9 protein-coding genes are annotated in these 20,247 nt (G+C 35.4%); 1 reads left to right on the top strand and 8 read right to left on the bottom strand.

All coding sequences use genetic code 11. From position 1 onward, the window contains the following. Positions 1–230 precede the first annotated feature (230 nt). From CN692_RS02005 to CN692_RS01965, 8 genes are all read right to left on the bottom strand, one after another. Complete coding sequence (locus tag CN692_RS02005; protein ID WP_098117328.1) at positions 231–1,673, bottom strand: aldehyde dehydrogenase family protein; 1,443 nt, start codon at positions 1,671–1,673, stop codon at positions 231–233. Positions 1,674–1,731: 58 nt separating this feature from the next. Further along, a complete protein-coding gene (locus CN692_RS02000; RefSeq protein ID WP_098117327.1) occupies positions 1,732–3,390 on the bottom strand; it encodes a thiamine pyrophosphate-dependent enzyme in 1,659 nt (552 codons plus the stop codon). A 73-nt stretch (positions 3,391–3,463) separates the two neighbouring features. After that, complete coding sequence (locus CN692_RS01995) at positions 3,464–4,681, bottom strand: acyl-CoA dehydrogenase family protein (protein WP_098117326.1); 1,218 nt, start codon at positions 4,679–4,681, stop codon at positions 3,464–3,466. A 12-nt stretch (positions 4,682–4,693) separates the two neighbouring features. Beyond that, on the bottom strand, positions 4,694–5,878 hold the full coding sequence (locus CN692_RS01990; protein ID WP_098117325.1) for a CaiB/BaiF CoA transferase family protein: 1,185 nt from the start codon (positions 5,876–5,878) through the stop codon (positions 4,694–4,696). Between the two features lie 589 nt (positions 5,879–6,467). Then, entirely contained in the window at positions 6,468–7,613 is a 1,146-nt protein-coding gene (locus CN692_RS01980) for a Glu/Leu/Phe/Val family dehydrogenase (RefSeq protein ID WP_098117323.1), read from the bottom strand. A gap of 54 nt (positions 7,614–7,667) precedes the next feature. After that, a complete protein-coding gene (locus CN692_RS01975) occupies positions 7,668–9,086 on the bottom strand; it encodes an amino acid permease (protein WP_098117322.1) in 1,419 nt (472 codons plus the stop codon). 730 nt (positions 9,087–9,816) lie between these two features. Next, positions 9,817–13,986, bottom strand: coding sequence for a S8 family serine peptidase (locus CN692_RS26995; protein WP_098117321.1), 4,170 nt, complete (start codon positions 13,984–13,986; stop codon positions 9,817–9,819). A gap of 258 nt (positions 13,987–14,244) precedes the next feature. Then, positions 14,245–15,489 carry a helix-turn-helix domain-containing protein gene (locus CN692_RS01965; protein WP_098117320.1) on the bottom strand — a complete coding sequence of 415 codons (1,245 nt, stop codon included), beginning with the start codon at positions 15,487–15,489 and terminating at the stop codon, positions 14,245–14,247. A gap of 408 nt (positions 15,490–15,897) precedes the next feature. Between CN692_RS01965 and CN692_RS26990 the strand changes: the two genes are divergently transcribed. Then, positions 15,898–20,079: a S8 family serine peptidase gene (locus CN692_RS26990; RefSeq protein ID WP_098117319.1), complete on the top strand. Its 4,182-nt coding sequence runs from the start codon at positions 15,898–15,900 to the stop codon at positions 20,077–20,079. Positions 20,080–20,247 lie beyond the last annotated feature (168 nt).

The raw sequence follows: 20,247 nt of genomic DNA, 5'->3' as shown, positions 1-20,247 counted from the left end.
GGTTCATGAGTAACTAAAAGTGCTCATTTTTGAAAAACTGTTACTCATAGAGGGTTCATGAGTAACTAAAAAGGCTCTTTTCTGTAAAACTGTTACTCATAGAGGGTCCATGAGTAACTAAAAGGACTCATTTCTGAAAAACTGTTACTCATAAGGGGTTCACAAACTCATTTTTCAACAGTCAAAAAAAATACCCGGTACATAGCCGGGTATTTTTTACTTTAAACCAATTACATTTGGTCCATATAGACTGTTTTAACCTGCGTATAAAAATCGATTGCAGTCTTCCCTTGTTCACGTGAACCAGTACTTGAACTTTTGCAGCCTCCAAATGGTACTTGTGGCTCTGATCCTGCTGTTTCGTTGTTTACATGTACTAGCCCAACTTCGATGTCTTCAACAAAGCGCTGTGCGATCGTAAAATTGTTTGTACAAATTGCCGCGCTTAAGCCATATTCTGTATCATTCGCCATATCTACTGCTTCTTCATAATTTTTCACTTTAAAAAGCGCTATAACTGGTCCGAAAATTTCCTCTCGAGCAATACGAGCATCTGTGGAGACATTTTCAAAGATGGTAGGTTGTACATAAAAACCATTTTTCAGATCATTTTCTGCTGGAACTTCACCACCATATAATAGCGTTGCTTCATCCTTACCTGCTTCAATCATCGCAAGCACGCTATCGAGTTGCGATTGAGATACAGCTGGCCCAACAAATGTATCGTCATCAAGTGGATTGCCGACTTTTAATGTCTTTGTACGTTCTACAAGTCGGTCACGAAATGTTTCGTAAACCGATTCTTCCACAATGACCCTACTCGTTGCTGTACACTTTTGACCCGTCGATCTAAAAGCACCGCTCACAGCTATTTCAACTGCTTTTTCGATATCTGCATCGGCAAGAACAATAAGTGGATTTTTTCCACCTAATTCCATTTGAACCTTCTTCCCTTTTGCTGAAGCCTTCTGCTGAATCTGATTTCCAACTTGATTTGAGCCTGTAAATGAAATCGCTTTAATATATGGATGTTCAACTAATTCAGTTCCAACGACTGACCCTCTACCAAATACACAGTTCACAACTCCTGAAGGAATCCCAGCTTCATCAAGTGCTTTTATGACATGATAGACTGATTTCGGTGTCAGATCCGCTGGTTTGATAACGACCGTATTACCATACACAAGTGCTGGGGCCATTTTCCATACAGGGATTGCAATTGGAAAATTCCAAGGAGTAATCAGTCCAATTGGCCCGATTGGTGTACGAGTCGTATATAAGAATGTATTTGTATTTCCAGAAGGAATCACTTCTCCAACTGGCTGTCTAGCTTCTCCTGCAAAGTATTCAAAGATGCTAATAGCACGCTGCGTTTCTCCAATACCTTCAGCAAGTGTTTTTCCTTCTTCTAGTGCTAAATCACGTCCTACTTCTTGGACTTTTGTTTTTAAAATGTCTGCTGCTTTTTGAAGGTATGAAGCTCGCTGTTGATAAGAAAGTTTCTTCCATGACTGAAATGCCGTTTTAGCTGCAAGAATGGCTTCTCGTGTATCCTCTTCAGTACTTGATGGAAATTCTCCTAATGATTCACCATCGTGAGGGCTATTATTTTCTCGATATTCTCCTAAAGTAGGTTGTTTCCATTGTCCATTAATATAATTTGCAAAACGCATGTCATTTCCCCCAATTAGATTATTTTAAACTAATAATGCCAATTGCTAGCAATCTACTTTATTTGCTATAAAGTAAATTCTCTTTAGACTTATTTTGACTAACAGATAAAATTTTCGGATTTGTTACTACCTCGATCACAGCTGGACGCCCTGATGATAATGCCCTTTGTAGTGCAGGCGCAAAATCAGCATTTTTTTCAACCTTCTGACCGTATGCACCAAATAATTTGGCAAGCTCTGCAAAATTCGGGTTTGTCAATTCAGTTCCAATTACTCGATCTGGAAAATGCTTTTCTTGATGTGTACGAATTGTTCCATACAAATTATTGTTCACGACAATTGAAATGACCGGAATGTTGTAACGTACTGCTGTTTCGATTTCCTGCAGTGTCATCATGAAACCTCCATCTCCTGAGAAGGAAACAACTGTTTTATGTGGCTGTGCGAGTTTTGCACCAATCGCAGCAGGTAGCCCATATCCCATTGCTCCAGATGTTGGTCCGACATATGTATTTTCATGCTCAAAGCGATAATATCGAGAAAGCCAACCAAAGAAATTCCCTGCGTCATTCGTAATAATCGTATCTTTTGGAAGATGCGAGATGATATCGTACATAAAACCATCCATGTCTACGTATTCATCTGTGTAATCTTCCTTCGCTTTTGAAAAGTTCATATATTCGTTATGTAGCTTTTCTACTAGCGCTTCATCTGAAGATAACGTTGTATCTAAAGCAACTGCTACTGCTTCCTCTAAAAAAGCTTTCGCATCTGCTGTAACTGCCAATGTAGGAGCGTAAACTTTTCCGAATACCTCATCAGAAATATCAATATGAATTAGTTTCCCTTTTCCTGAAAGCAGTGAATAATCCTGCGTTCCTACTTGGGAAAATCTTGTACCTAGTGCAATCACTACGTCTGCATTCTCGATCGCTTCGAGTAAATACTTCGGTGTTCCAAAACCTAACCAACCTGCATAACAAGGATGTGAGTTTGGAAACGCATCAAAACGACGGAATGCAGTAACAACAGGAATTTGTAAAGTTTCAGCAAAGTTAACTAGTAAAGGAACAGCATGCGTTCGGATGACGCCCCCACCTGCTATAAGAATGGGACGTTTTGCATTTTGAATCATTTCTACTACTTGATGAACGCTCTCTTTATTTGGTCGAGTTGGCTGAGACTGATAAACTGGAATCTCGACCATTTCGGCCGTGTCTTCTAACATGTCATGGGGTAATGCAACTAACACAGGACCAGGACGCCCCGAACGAGCAATATGAAACGCACGGTGTAAAATTTCTGGAATTCGTTCTACTTGATCAATCTCTACAGTCCATTTGCACAAATGACTAAACATCCCGACTAGATTAACTTCTTGAAATGCTTCCTTTTCTTTAAATGGGCGTTCCACTTGTCCAATTAGCACAACTAGAGGTGTAGAATCTTGGCTGGCAGTATGAATGCCAATCGCCAAGTTCGAAGCTCCTACTCCACGAGTTGCCATACAGACACCTACTTCACCTGATGCTTTCGCATAGCCTTCCGCCATAAACGAAGCTCCACCTTCGTGTCTGGCTGAAATCAAGTTAATATCTGGATGCTCATATAACGCATCCATTACTCCTAGATAACTCTCACCAGGTACACAAAAAACTTTTTTTACCCCTTCCTTTGCCATAACATTGACTACAGCTTTTCCTCCGCTAATTTTCATTGCTCAGCACTCCCTTCTACTATGCAAAGTCTTCCTATACAACTAGCTATCTATTAGCTAGTTGTATTTTTTATTAAGCTTTAACGGTTTCTACATTAACCTCTTCAAATGGCCAAGCTGGAAGCATCTTTCTTAAAACCTTATCTTCTCTATAACCAAGGTCATATTCAGCTTGCATAATTGTATGAACCTCTCTTGTTCCTTCATAAATTACTGGCGCTTTTGAGTTTCTTAAATAACGCTCTACCGGGAACTCATTTGAAAATCCATATGCACCATGAATTTGCACAGCATCATTAGCTGCTTCATTTGCTGCATTACAAGAAATCCATTTTGCTAGTGATGTTTCTCTAGTATTACGTTTTCCATTATTTTTTAACCATCCAGCTTTATAGACTAATAGACGTGAGATTTCAAGATTTGAAGACATTTTAGCGATCATTTGTTGTACTAATTGATGTTTTCCGATTTCTTTACCAAATGTTTTTCGCTCATTACAATATTTTACGCTAGCTTCAAGTGATGCCTGAATTAATCCACAAGCACCCGCTGCAACAGTAAATCTTCCATTATCAAGCGCAGACATTGCAATTTTAAATCCTTCACCTTCGAATCCTAATAAGTTTTCAGCAGGTACTCTTACATCATCTAAAAATACTTCTCCAGTATTTCCTGCTCTAATTCCCATTTTCCCTTTAATCGCTTTTGTAGAAACTCCTTCAAAAGTACGTTCTACAATAAAACAAGAAATGCCATGATGCTTTAAGTCATGATTTGTTTTTGCAAAAATTAAGAAATGATCAGCTACATCACATAGAGAAATCCATGTTTTTGAACCGTTTAAAATATAACTATCCCCATCTTTTACCGCCGTTGTCGCCATTGCAACTACATCAGAACCTGCATTTGGCTCAGTTAACCCAAATGCCCCAATTTTCTTCCCTTGTGCTTGAGGAACAAGATATTTTTCCTTTTGCTCTTCACTTCCCCATTGCAATAACGTCATGCTATTTAATCCGGTATGTACTGAAACAGCAGTACGGAAAGCTGTATCGCCTCGCTCTAATTCCTCGCATATGATTGCTAAAGTATTATAATCCATTCCAACTCCACCATATTGTTCAGGAATACATACGCCCATTAAATCTAACTCAGCAAGACGTTTTAAAATATTCACTTCAAAATGTCCTTTTTCATCCCATTCCTTAATGAACGGTATAATTTCACGATCTACAAATGATCTAACTACCTTTCTTACACTACTTTGTTCTTCTGTTAATGAAAAATTCATTTTATTTCCTCCTCAAATTGTATTATTTTGCTTCATTTCTTCTATTTCTAATTGAGAATAACCAAGTTTACTCATTACTTCCTCAGTGTGTTCCCCATGCAGTGGTGGATGTCTTAAAACTTCAACTGGTGTTTTTGATAATTTTAGAGGTGAACCAACTAACTGTAGATCCTTTACGGTTGGATGGTTTACTTCTAGCACCATATCCCTTGATCTAGCCTGTTCAGACTGTAGGGCCTCACTTACGTTATAAATAGGTCCATTTGGAATTCCATTTTTATCTAAAAGGGCTTTCCATTCATCTTTAGTTTTTGTTTTTATTTTATTTGAAATTAATTCTTCAATTTGTTTTCGATACTGTAATCGACTAGCATTTGTCCTATAAGATTCGTCTAATAAAATCGGTTCTTCAATCAATAGCGCAAATCGATTAAACTGATTGTCATTTCCAACTGCAATCACCATCTCGCCATCGCTAGCTGAAAAAACTTGATAAGGAACAATATTAGGATGATAATTCCCTAATCGCTCAGGAACAGCTCCACTACATAAATAGTTGCTAGCCACATTAACTAAAGCAGCTAATTGAGAGTCGAATAGTGAAATATCAATTTCTTGTCCTTCACCTGTACGATTTCGGTGCTGCAAAGAAGCAAGAATTCCAATACATGTAAATAACCCCGTTAAAACATCTGATATGGCAACCCCCACTTTTGTTGGCTCGGCATCCTTCTCTCCAGTAATGCTCATTAAACCAGACATCGCCTGAATGATATAATCATATCCGGGAAGTGAAGAATTAGGTCCTTTACTACCAAACCCACTAATTGATGCAAGAATAATATCTTTTTTAACTTCTTTCATTTCTTCATAGGAAAAGCCTAGTTTTGCTAATGTTCCAGGTTTAAAATTTTGGACGACAACATCCGCTTCTGAGATGAGCTTTTTTAAAACTTCTTTACCTTGACTAGATTTTAAGTTCAATGTCATGCCTTGCTTATTTCGATTAGCACATAAATAATATGCGCTTTCTCCTTCAACAAAAGGAGGCCCCCAACCCCTTGTTTCATCCCCGCTGCTAATACTTTCAACTTTGATTACCTCAGCTCCGAGATCACCAAGGATCATCGTACAAAAGGGACCTGCTAGTACTCTAGTTAAATCAATAATTTTGACACCATGTAATGCCCCCGGCAATTTGATCACCTCTTCATTTACTTTTCCTCCGCTAATTTACTAGTTTCTACTAGACAATTAAATGGGTACCACTTCTGTAGTTGCTTTATTTAGAAAATTAAAGAGATAGATTGTCCCTCATTTTCTTTATATCTTTCATAATGCAAAACTCATGCCAACTTCAAAACTCCTACGTAGATAGTTATTACAGTCCTAAATAGAGATAAACAAACCTAAAATTCACTCAAAACTGTCAAAATTAACTCATTAATAAAATTCAGGTTGAAAGTGGGACTATCAAAAAATATCAACGAGATTCGATGGTAACTCATCGAAAAAACTGTATTATTCCAATGAAAATCAGCACTATCTCAACAAGAGTAAGCATTATATCAATGAGAATCAGCGTTTTATCAACGAGAATCAGCATTATATCAACGAAGTTCAGCATTATATCAACGAGATTCAGCATTTTATCAACGAAGTTCACAACTTTATCAATATAGTTCATATTTTGTTCTTATTTAAAACCCATCCAAAAAGAAAAGGGGTGTCCCAATATATGAGAAACCCCTTTTCTAAAACCTTACTGATTTTTAATTTTGTTATTTTAACATTCAATCAAATCTCGAACAGTTGGCTCAAACAGTTCGCAAGCAATCTCTCTTTGATATCGATTTTGCTTTTTAGCTTCATTAAATAAGTTAAACGTATTTTTTCTGCTTAATCTTTCAATATCATCTATTACTGCCTGAGGATCAGGTTTCACTAATCCAAAAATAACGGCATCATAAAATCTAATTGCTCCTAAATTCGCTACAAAATCATTCACCACATCAATCCCTCTTTGTTTGATGATCTTGTCACCTTCAGCAGAGATTGGAATGTTTGCAGCCTCTACAATTAAACTCGCCTTTACTTTATTGCCATTTGATCCATTAATTACGTCCTCTAAAGCTGCAGGAATCAAAATATCACAATCTACATCAAGCCATTCAGAGTTAGTTCTTACCACATAATTTGGTTCAAAAAACGCCTGATTCATTTCTCCATGTGAATTTTTATGGTCAATTAATTTTTGAACATCTAATCCTTCTTCACAAGTAACAAGTAGATTTGCATCCGAAATGCCGACAATTTTATAGCCTAACTGTGATAACTTCAACGCACAACTTGCTCCTACACATCCAAATCCTTGAATAACTACTTTCGCCTCTTTATTTTTCCCTTTAAACTTCCATGCTTCATCTGCACAATATGCAACACCGTAGCCTGTTACTGCATCGTTTAGCAGGAAACAATCTATTTTAGAAGCTAGCAAGTTATTAAAATCTTTAATTCCATTTTGAACACTTACATTTTCCTTCATCGATTTAGTTAAAGGGATTCCTACGTTGAATTCATCAAATACCCTTAGTACATCCTCATATTTCGTACCTAAATCACTTCCTAAAGATACTCCTGCTTCTACATATGGCATCATTGCAATTAAAAATCTTCTTAATACTTCATACACATCCGGAGCTTTATAATCATAGGCAATACCAGCTTTACAACCGCCTGTAGTGATACTTTCTGAAGCCATATATTTATAAGCCATTGCCTCTGCCAAACGTTCTACTTCTTCTCTAGTCACTGTCGGATGCATTCGTGTTCCTCCACCTGCATACCCTTTGACAAAGTTATGTACTACCAACCACCCTTTTGCATCTGTCTCACTATCATTCCATTCAACAACTAAGTAAGGTTTTTTCATAGATTTCCAGCTCCTTTAATTAATTTTTAGTAAATTCATTCTACAGTATCTTTTTTATTGTACAGGTACTTCTCCATGATCTTGTTTAATGCCAACCTTATTTTTATGTCTTCCGTGACGTATAAAGTAATAAAGATAACTTACACCCATGAACCCTAATCCACCGTACAGGGATGAACGTTGTGCCGGATCATAAGCCATAAATAAAATAGAAATTCCGCATAGAACAAGACATAAAATAGGAACTAATGGAAATAGACGAACTTTGTACTTTAAATCTTTAACATCTCCACCATTTTTAATGTATTGCCTTCTAAAATTGAATTGAGATAATGCAATTGCCATCCAGCTGAGTGTACCTGCTAGTCCAGTTGCAGACAGCAGGACTACAAACAAAGTCTCTGCAGATACTACACTTGTTAGTAATGATACTAAAGCAAACAAAAGACTGAACAATACTGCATTAGCCGGAACACCGCGGGAATTCACTTTACCTAATGCAGCAGGTGCCATACCATTTTTGGAAAGTGACCAAAGCATTCGAGAACAAACATATAATCCAGAATTTCCTACTGAAAGGAGTGCCGTTAAAATAACAAGATTCATAATATCAGCAGCATAAGGGATCCCAACACTGTCAAAAACAGCTACAAATGGACTCTCAACTACACCAGCATGCCTCCATGGAATTAAAGCTGCTAAGACCAAGATAGCTAACACGTAAAAAATCAATACACGAAAAATGATACTACGAATTGCTTTTGGAAGAGTCTTTTCTGGTTTTTCGCTTTCACCGGCTGCAATTCCAACAACCTCTGCCCCTTGAAATGCAAAAACAACCGCCATCATACTAGTAAATATTGATGAAAAGCCATGTGGAAAAAGTCCACCATCATTTGTAAAATTAGTAAACATCGGGGCTGAATGACCTTTACTACCAAACCCAAAAATGGCAGCCGCTCCAATTAGAATAAACGCTATAACAGCAAATACTTTAATTCCTGCAAACCAAAACTCTGTTTCAGCGTAGCCCTTTACACTAAGAATATTTAAGGATAACAAAAGAATGATAAACACAAGACACCAAACCCAGACAGGTACATTAGGAAACCATCTTTTCATCAACATCCCAGCTGCGGTAAATTCCAAACCAACAGTTGTTGCCCAACTAAGCCAATACATCCAGCCAATCGTAAATCCTGTACCAGGTCCAATATATTTAGTAGCATAAGTCTTAAATGAACCCGTTACTGGCATCGAGACGGATAGTTCACCTAAACAAACCATTACAAGATACATCACCAATCCACCAAATAAATACGCAACAACTGCTCCACCTGGACCAGCTTGATTAATCGTAAGACCTGAACCTAAAAATAAACCTGTACCGATTACTCCTCCGAGTGAAATCATAAACAAATGCCTACTTTTCATGGAACGTTGCAACTGCCCTTTTTCACTATTAGATTCCATATTGACCCACCTTTTATTTTAGAATATTCAGAAAAAATAAAACGAAATAATAGAAAAATATATCTACTAAAATAGCATAAACTTTTGTAAACCTTTACATTTTCTAATAATCTCTAAAAACACTACAGAAACTAAACAAAGAACAGATGAGCTTAATGGCCATAGAATTCTCATAAAAAGTAAAATAGAGGATTGTCTCATTTTTTGATATTTATCTTCCACTTAATTACATTTTCAAACAAAATTCTAGACGAGTGAATAAGTAATATGAAATTTGTCTTCTAAAGCACCTCCTATTTCCGTCCATCTCTTACAGGAACAAATGAGTAGAACTTATCTCTCCCTACAAATCATTAAGCAAAATTCGTGCCAACAAAAAAACATAATGAAATCAATAGAAAAACCATTCCATTCATCTATTACCTACTGATTAATTTTAAAATCTACTCAATTTATTTATTTTAGACTCAATTACTTTTTTTTAAGTAGTGATTTTCCTAAAATGAAATATTTCTCCCTTTTGTCTCCATTTTCACATCATGCCATAAATAGATAAAATTCTACAAAAGCTATGTCATCCCTCCCAAGAGTTTATTAGGATATTTTAACCTTGATTTTATATTTGATTTTTGTAAATTAAGTCATCAATCCTTTAGGTTGCAATAATCAATAAAAAAGACTCATGAATTATTCCACGAGTCTTTGATGTACCAATTATTAAAATGTCTTACTATTTACTTAAACCCAACTTTTCCAATATACTGTCTAACGTTTCACCTTTATAAGTAGTCTTCGCTTTCGGTGCATCTTGAACAGTTTTGTTTTGTAATCCGAAGTTTTTAATAATAAAATCCATATCCTTTTTATCTACTACTTTATCAAAATTAAAGTCTGCAGAGGCTTTATTTGTACCCCAATATGTTTGGACAGCTAACGCATCCAAAATATCAATTACATTATCTTTATTTACATCACCAGCTGCAGCAATTGGCATATTAACTTGTAGATCTTTTCCTACTAACTTACCGCGCACTTCATCTGATAAATTTACTTGTTTGTATAATGTAAAATGTCCAGGAACATCTACTCTTACAGTGTAATCATTTTTATCAGCATTAAAACCATTTGCTTCGAATGGACCATTATTATTTGTTATTGGTACTTCAACAATTGATTTTTCGTCGTATGAACTAACAGTAACTTTTGCATCAATCATTCTTTGGTCTAAATCATTATTTAATTGACCAGTCGTAGGGTCATAAGCGCCCTCTACTTGTAAAGAACCTTCTAACATTGATACTGTTTGATTATTTTTATAACCATCCATATAAGTGTACACATCTGAGGTCTCAACATTCGATTGATCGATTGTCGTAGAATTAATCAGATGCCATGAGAATGGAGTACTTACCGTAAATTTATTTAATGTCTTTACATCGAAATTAAATAACTGTAAATCCTCAGGAAGTGATTTAGTACCTTCATAATTAAAAGTAAATGTAAATTGTTGTACATTTGGCCAGTTTGTTGGACTAGTTTCTACGGTGACTTTGGCTTCCCCATATTTTTTCACCTCATCATTTACAGTCACATTCTCAATGCTAGCTTGATCTGTAAATACTGGTAACGAAATTTTAGTAGTTTTTAAGTTTTTAATATTATTTGAACGCACACTATAATTAACCGTGTCCCCCGTTGTGATACTTTGTTTATTTGCCTTTAAATAATAATATGGGTACGTATCTTTTACGAAAACGACCTTTAACATATTTGACGCGTCCGCAGAAGGATTCTTCGCAGCGTCCATACCATAAAACTGGACTTGTAATGGTTGAAATTGACTGTTAACTAAAATTTGATCTTCATAATTTCCGTCTTTATCTGTGTTGATTGGATTTGCCGGAAAACCACCATAAAACGATACTACTGAATTACTAGATTGATCAACAGGAATACCTATACGATTTGCCTCTTCAACTTCTGGATCTTGTACATTAATAGTAAAATCATATAAAAATTGTCCATTTGAATCTAATTGACCATCATTGTATTCAATTACTTTTTGGTCTAACTGATCAAAACTACTGGTCATTGTAGGTGCACCCAGTTCGTATAAGAAATCTGAAGCTGCTGAGAATACTTTTCCACTTTCATTAGTCCCGACCAATCTTAATTTATAATGTCCAGTTTTTATTGTTTCAGCTTCACTACTAATAGGATTTTTTAAATCGCCTGTAAATGGATAATAATTACCATCAAACCCTCTTGGGATAAAATAAGATTGATTTTCATTTAATTGTAAAGTATCAAATGAACCTATTAATCCAAGGTCTTGTCCAGTAATTGGATCTTGTATTACTACATCTAAAGTCTTCATATGAGACTTTAACTCAAATGAGAAACCGAGAAATGGATACATTGTCTCTGGCCATGTGTAGCCAGTTGAAAATAGCGGATTTTCCACTTTAAATGTTGAAATCCCCTCGTTTACTACGCGCACACCAAACGGAATTTGATATTGCTCTGTTGGATCTTCATTATTAGTAAATACCACATATCCTTCATAAGTCCCTTTGTCTGCCGTTTTTGGAATGTTTAAGTTAAACTTAATCGATTTTTGACTAATTCCATTTAATTTAATTGAACTTGGCCCTACTAACGATACATTATTTAAAGCAGCATCTTTTGATCCTCTTTGATCAGTTTGAAACTTAACATTTATACTAAATGTCTTCACCTTTTCGCTTCTGTTTTTAAGTGTAACAGTTCTTGAATCAGAAATGGCTTGGTCATTAAATCCGAAAGATCCAAAGCTCATTCCACCTGTGTCTTCATCGATTAATTTTTGTTTTCCATTAATAATACTAGGTGTTTTATCCTTTACTACTAATTCCACATTTGAGTGAATAGCTTCATATGCATCTACTCTGCCACTACCAACTTCAAATACACTATATGCTTTTGACAACGGGTCCGCTGTATTCATCAAAATCGACTTCACATCAGACGGAGTGAGACCCTTATTTGATTGAAGTAGTAAAGCCGATACTCCTGCAACATAAGGTGTAGCCATGGATGTACCCGATAAACGTTCATAAGCAAATTGATAATCCTGTGCTTTTGTACCATCCGCTGTTTTATCATTAATATAATATGGAACTGTTGAAAGAATTGATACCCCTGGTGCAGTCACTTCTGGTTTAATATCATAATTAATACGAGATGGACCTCTTGAACTAAAGCTAGCTAATTCATCTGATGCCGTTTGTAACTTTGAAAAATCACCAAATGTAAAATCTGATTTTCCTTCTTTAATTGCATTAGAAATGGCTAAACCATCTTCGTACGCTATTGAAAAAGAAGGGATTGCGTCCATGGACTCTCCTAATAATTCCTTGATTGTTCCTTCTGCTTTATTTGCTTCATCATTATACATAATTACGCCAGCAGCACCATTTGCTTTTGCATTTTTAATTTTATCCATTAATGCAATAGAACCCCGCTTTATAAAGGCAATCTTCCCTTTAACATCTTTTCCAGTAAAATTATAGGTGTTTCCTAAACCAACATCTACAAGTTGATATGTTTTACCTTTTAATGATGTTAAGTCATCTAAATAATTTTGAGCCATTTGTCTTAATAAGTAATTTTTATTGTTGTTAACACCTGAGTATTGATATAAATCAATTGCTACTGATGAAGCCCCTACTGTTAAAGCTAATGCTGATGTACCAGGTGCCCCGAGTGAATACAAGCTATCACCACTATTTCCCGCAGCAACTACTGTAGTCACACCACTAATTACTGCATTATTTACAGCTACTGACGTTGGAAATAATGGATCATTAATCGTTGCTCCTAAAGACATATTGATAACATCCATGCCATCGCTTACAGCTTTATCAATTGCAGCTATTATTCCATCGCTATCACCACCCCCATAAGGACCAAGTACACGATAAGAATAAATGTCTGCATCTGGGGCTACTCCAACTTTTTTATATTCACTATTTGCTACTCCTTGACCAGCAATTATACCGGCTACATGGGTACCATGCTCGGTATAATAAGCTGATGTACCATCAAATTCTGGTTCCCCTGATTTTTTCCAGTCTTCATAGGTTGTCTCCATCGGATCGTTATCATTGTCAATAAAATCATAACCACCTTTATAAGCGTCCTTTAAATCAGGATGGTTATAATCAATACCAGTATCTAATATCCCAATCTTTATACCCTTTCCTGTATAACCTTCAGCATGTAAGCTATCTAATCCGTCGTAAGGTGAGTAATTCCCAACTTTAGCTTCGTCTGCTTTCAATTCACCACTTTTGTCATCTTCTGGAGGTGGATTAATCGTAAATGTTTGATTACTCCATATCTTCTTTACAACTTTAGACTTTAACAGCTCATTAATTTGATTTGCCGGTAAACTCATTGAAACACCATTAAAAGCATTTTTATATGTACGTTTAATTTTAAAATCCAATTTTTTATTATTGGATTTTAACTTCTCAATATCTTTTTTAAACTCTTCATGATCACTTTCCACTAAACTAGATGCTTTTGCTTCCGTTAAACTATTACCTTCTAGACTCGCTTCTATTTGAGCAACTTTTGCTGGTTTATTAGTGAATTCAACAATGACAGGCGTTTGAGCTTTTGATGCTAAATTAATATCAGGTGAAACTTTGAGCCCAGTTTCATCCGTCGTTGATAATTGATGTAGAGCTGCTCTTTGTGAAGATGTTAAATTCCCGAGAATATCTTCTACTTTGGAGTTACTCTTTGCTTGTGAGACTATTGTTGCTTGACCAAATGAACCAAAAACGAAACAAGTAGATAAAGCTAAAACTGTTAAACTCTTTACAGTTTTATGTTTTTGACGATTCTTCCCCATTTTCTTCCTCCTAGTAAATCATGTATGTAGAGAGAAATTTCTATTTCTAAATATTCAGAAAAATCTTCCTGAAATTATCTTAATCTCTGTAGATTTACACAGCAATGGGGGTTATTCACTCTGAAAATTTTACTACTAGGTGAAATAAATGAAGGAAAGATGCCGAATACTTGTTTATAAATGGGGTTTTTACATTAAAATCTCCTATTCAAACCATAAAAAGCCTTATATTAAATACAAGGCTTCAATTTATTAACTTTAAACAAGCTCACTGTTTTTTCGATATCGATCTACTATTGAGTGTGTAAACTGATTAGCGCGCTCAATATCCCCTCTTTTTAAATAATAATCGAACAATTTAATTTCATAATTCTCAGTTGCAAGACCATAGCCTTTCTCCTTAAAAAACGGATATGCAACTGTCTCTAAATATTGGTAGTATTCTTCTATTAAATTTTGAATTTTAAAGACATGTAACTGAAAATAGTGTAAATACATAGCATCGTTTGATTTATTTGCTAAAGCGAGCCCTTTCTTTGCAGTTTTAATCAAGTCTATATTAGATTGTAGACCTAGTTTTGAAGCTGTATTTAAATATCCTTCTAAGGTTACTAGATAATGAGGATGTGATTTATCACGTAATTTTAAGGACTGACTATAATAATCGAATGCTTGTTTATATGAACCATTACGAAATTGTTGGTAAGCATAATTATGAAGCAATTTAGCTTTTTGATCATTTAAACCTAGACTTTCAGCCATTTCAATTAATCTTGGATACCCTGAATCTTTTGTATCAAAAATTTCTTCTTGTTCAACTTGAATCAACATTAACATTTCAGTTTCAAGAATGCGATTAAAGCTGTTCTCATTCGTAAAAAATTGTAATGCTTTATTAGCGTAATGATACGCAAGCACATGCGAATTCATACACATATAGGCAACAGCTAGATCAAAATAATATTCCGGATTATTGTAGTAGGTTAGATCAATTCTCTTTAAATAAGAAATCGCTCGTTTATATTCACCCTGATAGTCAAGATAAAACTTCCCCTTAATATGATATAGCATATTTTGATCATAAGGTGAAAGTTCTTGCCAACAATTCATCTCTTCAATCAAAGCTTTAGCAAGATTTTTTTCACCAATTAATAAATAATATCTAGTTAAAACCAGTGTGTAAAAACGATAAAAATCTTGGATTTTCAATAGCGAGATTCCTTCTAACTTGGCTTTCATGCTTGTTGCTTTTGAATTTAGTTTTAAGATTATTGCTTCATGCCATTCTTTTAAAACTGAATTCAATTTATAGTACGTTTCGATTTCATCATGCATGTTTATATCAAGTTTTTTAGCTAACAATTTGATTGTTTCTTCAGATACTTCTGTTATACCACGTTCAATTTTGCTAATATGCGTACTAGAACAAATTTGATTCCCTAAGTCTGCTTGCCTTAAACCTTGAAGTTCACGGTAAAACTTTATAATTTTCCCTTGGATCATGTTGTCCCCCCTTGTTTTTTCCGCATTAGTATACTTAAATAGTTTAACTACCCCTAATTCTATTAAATTAATATTTATACTACGTATTTTAAATCATAGTTTTTAATGTTATCAATGATAATTGCTATTTCTATCAATTGGTAAAAATATACTTCCTTAAAATCTATTTAAAATGTTAGAATAAAACCCCAATAAATTTTGATACTTTCTAACCTAGATTTAATGAAAACAGATAAAAAAAATCTACATCATATAATTTCCTCAATAAAAACAGGTAGTTTGTACCTAAAGAAACCCCCTTTGTAATCTCCAAAATTAGATATTAACATTACTCCCATGAGAATTTTTTGAAAATTTAAAAATGAAAGTTTTCTGAAAATTTTTAATCAAGTTGAAAAGAGGAGAAATATGAAAAAGAGTAAACATCGATTGGTTTATCAGACTTTAAAAAAAGCAACTCCTGTAGTGTTAACATTGGGGCTAATCCTCCCAAACACGTATTCTAGTTTGACGAATGCAGCTACTAAAACTCAAAGTAGTGCCGAAAAAATTCTAGCTTCCTTAACGGATGCACAACGAGCAGCATTACAAAAGTCTGAAGCAAAGGAACTATATGGACTTCAAGGGTTTGATGAGAAAGAGTTAAAAGATAACAAAGAGATTTCCGTTATCGTTCAGTTTAAATCAAAACCAGATCAAGTAGCTGTTGTTGATGCTGCTTTAGATGGAAAATCGTTAACAAGAGATGTAGCACAAAGCAAGGTCGATCAAGATCATTCCACATTCTTAAATGATCTCAAACAAATCTTTCCTGCTAAAGCTGGTTTGCAACGATCTCTTCCCTCAACTGGAAAAGGTTTAAATATGGTAGAAACACCTTACCAAATCAAGCGTTCCTTCAAAGCTTCCTATAATGGAGTTTCTATGACGCTACCAGCAAACCAAATTGAATCACTTATGCAGTCAGATGTTGTTCAAGCAATTTACAAGGATACAACGTTTACAATTGAACCACCTTCTATTGCAGAGTCTAATGGAAAGCCTGGTAAATCAGAAAATACGAATTCAACTGTGACTGGCGATCCTGTTTCATTCTTAGGTGTAGACAAGCTACACGAAGAAGGTATCACAGGTAAGGGAGTCAAAGTAGCTGTCATCGATACAGGAATTGACTACAATCATCCTGATCTCAAAGATGCCTACAAAGGTGGATACGACTTTGTAAATAATGACAATGATCCGATGGAAACAACCTATGAAGATTGGAAAAAATCAGGATCAGCTGAATTTGCTGCTAACGGTTCTGCCTATTACACCGAACATGGCACTCATGTATCAGGTACAATCGCTTCACAAGCGAAAAGTAATAGTGAGATTTCCGTCACAGGAATTGCTCCGGACGCGGACTTATATGTGTATCGAGCACTAGGCCCATACGGTTCGGGCACGTCCTCTAATATTATTGCTGCAATTGATCAAGCAGTAATATCAGGAATGGATGTTATGAATCTTTCGTTAGGTGCTACCCTTAATGATCCATACTATCCAACTAGTACAGCGATTAACTATGCTGTTTTAAGTGGTGTAACCGCAGTAATTGCAGCTGGAAACTCTGGACCTGGGTTCTATACTTTAGGATCTCCTGGAGCGGCGGCTTTAGCACTTACTGTTGGTGCGAGTGATATTTCGATGCCAATTACAACCATGAAGGGTAAAGTTGCATCTGAATCATCGATTGAACTACAAACGATGGCAAGAAGTTTTTCTGATGATCTCACAACATTAAAAGGGAAAAGTTTTGACATGGTTGATGTTGGATTAGGTGGAGATGCTGACTACACCAATAAAAATGTAGCAGGCAAAATTGCGTTAGTCGAAAGAGGTACCTACGCACTAGCAGATAAGATTAAGTTTGCAAAAATACATGGTGCGAAAGCAGTTCTTCTATTTAACAATGTTGAAGGCCAAATTGGGGCTTATCTTGGAGAAGCAAATGACTTTATTCCTACTTTCTCTGTAACTCAACAAGACGGACAAGCTTTAAAGACGCAAGTTGCTGCAGGTAACAATAAATTTACCTTTACTGATGTAACTGTTACCGAAACAGAAGGAGATAAGCTAGCGGATTTTAGTTCCCGTGGTCCTTCATTAGCCAACTTCGATGTAAAACCAGAAGTTGTCGCACCAGGTGTTAGTGTTCTTTCCACTGTACCTGCTTATATAACTAACTCAGATACACCTACTGATTACTCAAGTGCCTATGCTCGAATGAGTGGAACATCTATGGCGACACCTCATGTAGCAGGTATAGCAGCCTTAATGTTACAAGCTAATCCAAATCTGCAACCTGAGGATATTAAGACCCTTTTAATGAATACTGCGGATCCACTAAATGGAGACTATCTTCCTTATGAACAAGGAGCAGGTCGAGTCGACCCAAATGAAGCGATTCATCCAAAAATGGAAGTTCAAGTTAAAGATGAAACCCTCATTCCATTCGGAGAAGAAATGGTCAAAATTGACGAAAAGTCGGGTGGAATTAGCTTTGGTGAACTTTATACAGGTGAGGACCTTTCAATTAATAAAAAAGTGACTTTGCAAAACTTTGAAAAAGAAAATAAAAAGTTAACTGCAACTGTTCATTTTCAAAATATAAAAGGTACTTCTGACCCAACTACTAGCGGAATAAAATTGGCCGTAGACCCAGTGATTCAAGTCAAGAAAAACGAAACTAAAAATGTAAACGTATCGCTTACTTTTCCGAAAACAGCAAAAGAAGGCGTCTATACTGGTTATGTTATCTTAACAAACCAAAAAGATAAAAATGAGCAATATCGTATTCCTTTTAGTATACGAGCAGTAGAGGAAGGCTTTTATGGATATGCACTCAATAAAGCTACAACAACTTTAGAATATAGAATTTCGCAAACAGAACCGATGGGAATGGCTTCAGGTACTGTTGCGCCTGTACTAACTTTTAATATGAAAACACCTATGCAAAATATGGATATCGTTTGGCAAGATGGAAAAACCGGCCAAGATCTAGGATACGCTACATCAATTGATCTATCTAAATTAAATACAAATACACAGATTATTTCCCCCTTAGCTATATTTGGTAGCTATTATCCATTTACTGGTGATCCTGATCATCCGATTTCTGCTATAGCTCAAAACGCAAAACCAGGTTACTACAAGATAAAGCTGATTTCGACCAATGCGAAAGGTAAAACCTTTACCGGTTATCTTGATCTTTATGTAGATATTGAACAACCAGAAGTTACTACATCATTAGATCAGGAATCACCATTTCACGAATACAAACCTGGACAAGAAACGTATCCTTTTTCGATGCAAATTACTGATCCACAGGTGAAGGAAATGCAAGATGCTGGGATGGACGTAGATTTATCGGATACTTCTTTTCAATATACGTTTATTAATTCAGCTGAATCCAATATTATTTACATGGATAAAGATGGAAAGTTTTCAGAAGATATTGTTATGTATCCAGAATACCCAGTTCAAAGCTTCACCGTAAAAGGTAGAGATGTGGCTGTAAACAGTACTGTTAAAAAACAATACTATTTTATCAAAGAGGGTACACCAAACGCATATATCACTAGCCCAATAAAAGAAGTAACGATGGGTGATACCGTAAAGGCAACACTGAAATTAGATAATATTTCATCCCTATCATCTGCTAACTGGACTTTCGGTAATCTAGATAAAAACTTTGAAATAGTCGATGCCAAACCAAATGCAGAGTTAAGCCAATATGGAGAAGCAAAAGTGACTCTTACGAATTCAAGTAGTCCAACTGTACAATTGGATCTGCCATCAACGACTCAAATAAATGACAAAGTGGCTGCGGTCGATGTAACCTTAAAAGTGAAAGATGCTGTTTTTGGTACATCTATTAAAATAGATCCAACAGTTACGATTAACACCCTAGAAGGAACTACTAATTTAATTAAAGCAGGATATACATGGGGGTTATTATCTTCCTTCTCTGAACTTGAAGGTCCGCTTAATGCAGAAGGATTTTTAAATCCAGGTACAACAAATAAATATAAAAATGTAGATTGGCCAAACTCAGGTGCATCCATTAAACTAACACAATCAAATGGTAACGTATTTGATATTACACCGAATTTAGTAAAGGATGTCAACCGCTTCTCTATTTCAAAATTACCACTAACTGGCGATTCATGGTCTTGGGAATTCACTTTACCAGGTCACTTTATGGTAAAAATTCCGATGATGTCTGGTTTCGAATACAAGGGTACTCTGTTTGGTCAACAAAAGAAACTTGCAACCTCTTACTTTATTAAACAGGCAGTTGCTGGTGATGTGAATCAAGATAATGTGATTGATGTTCTTGATGCATTATACATCCAAACATATTGGGGCACTAGCAAAAGAGAGGCAGATATTAATTTTGATGGAAAAGTTGATGCAAATGATTTGAATTTTGTAGAAAGTAACTATCTGAAACAAAATCAATATGCAGAGAATGCACCTGAGCCACAAAAACAATATAAATCTGCTACTTTAGAAAGTATTAAAATTGCTTTAGGCGTACAATAAACTAGCTTTCTTATATTTAAAATACTATTATGTTCGATTTAAACTACAAAAGCCCCCTGCTATTCGGGGGCTTTTTCTGTGTAATGCACAAGATTGTAATCAATATTCTAAGTAAACTTCATTGAAAAAATAGTATATTTCATTGTTATGACTGAGGTTATACTATTC

This window comes from Bacillus sp. AFS002410, from assembly GCF_002556365.1.
Taxonomy (GTDB): Bacteria; Bacillota; Bacilli; order Bacillales; family Bacillaceae_G; genus Gottfriedia.
The sequence above is the reverse complement of the archived record's forward strand: the minus strand, read 5'-3'. Positions and strand labels throughout refer to the sequence as shown.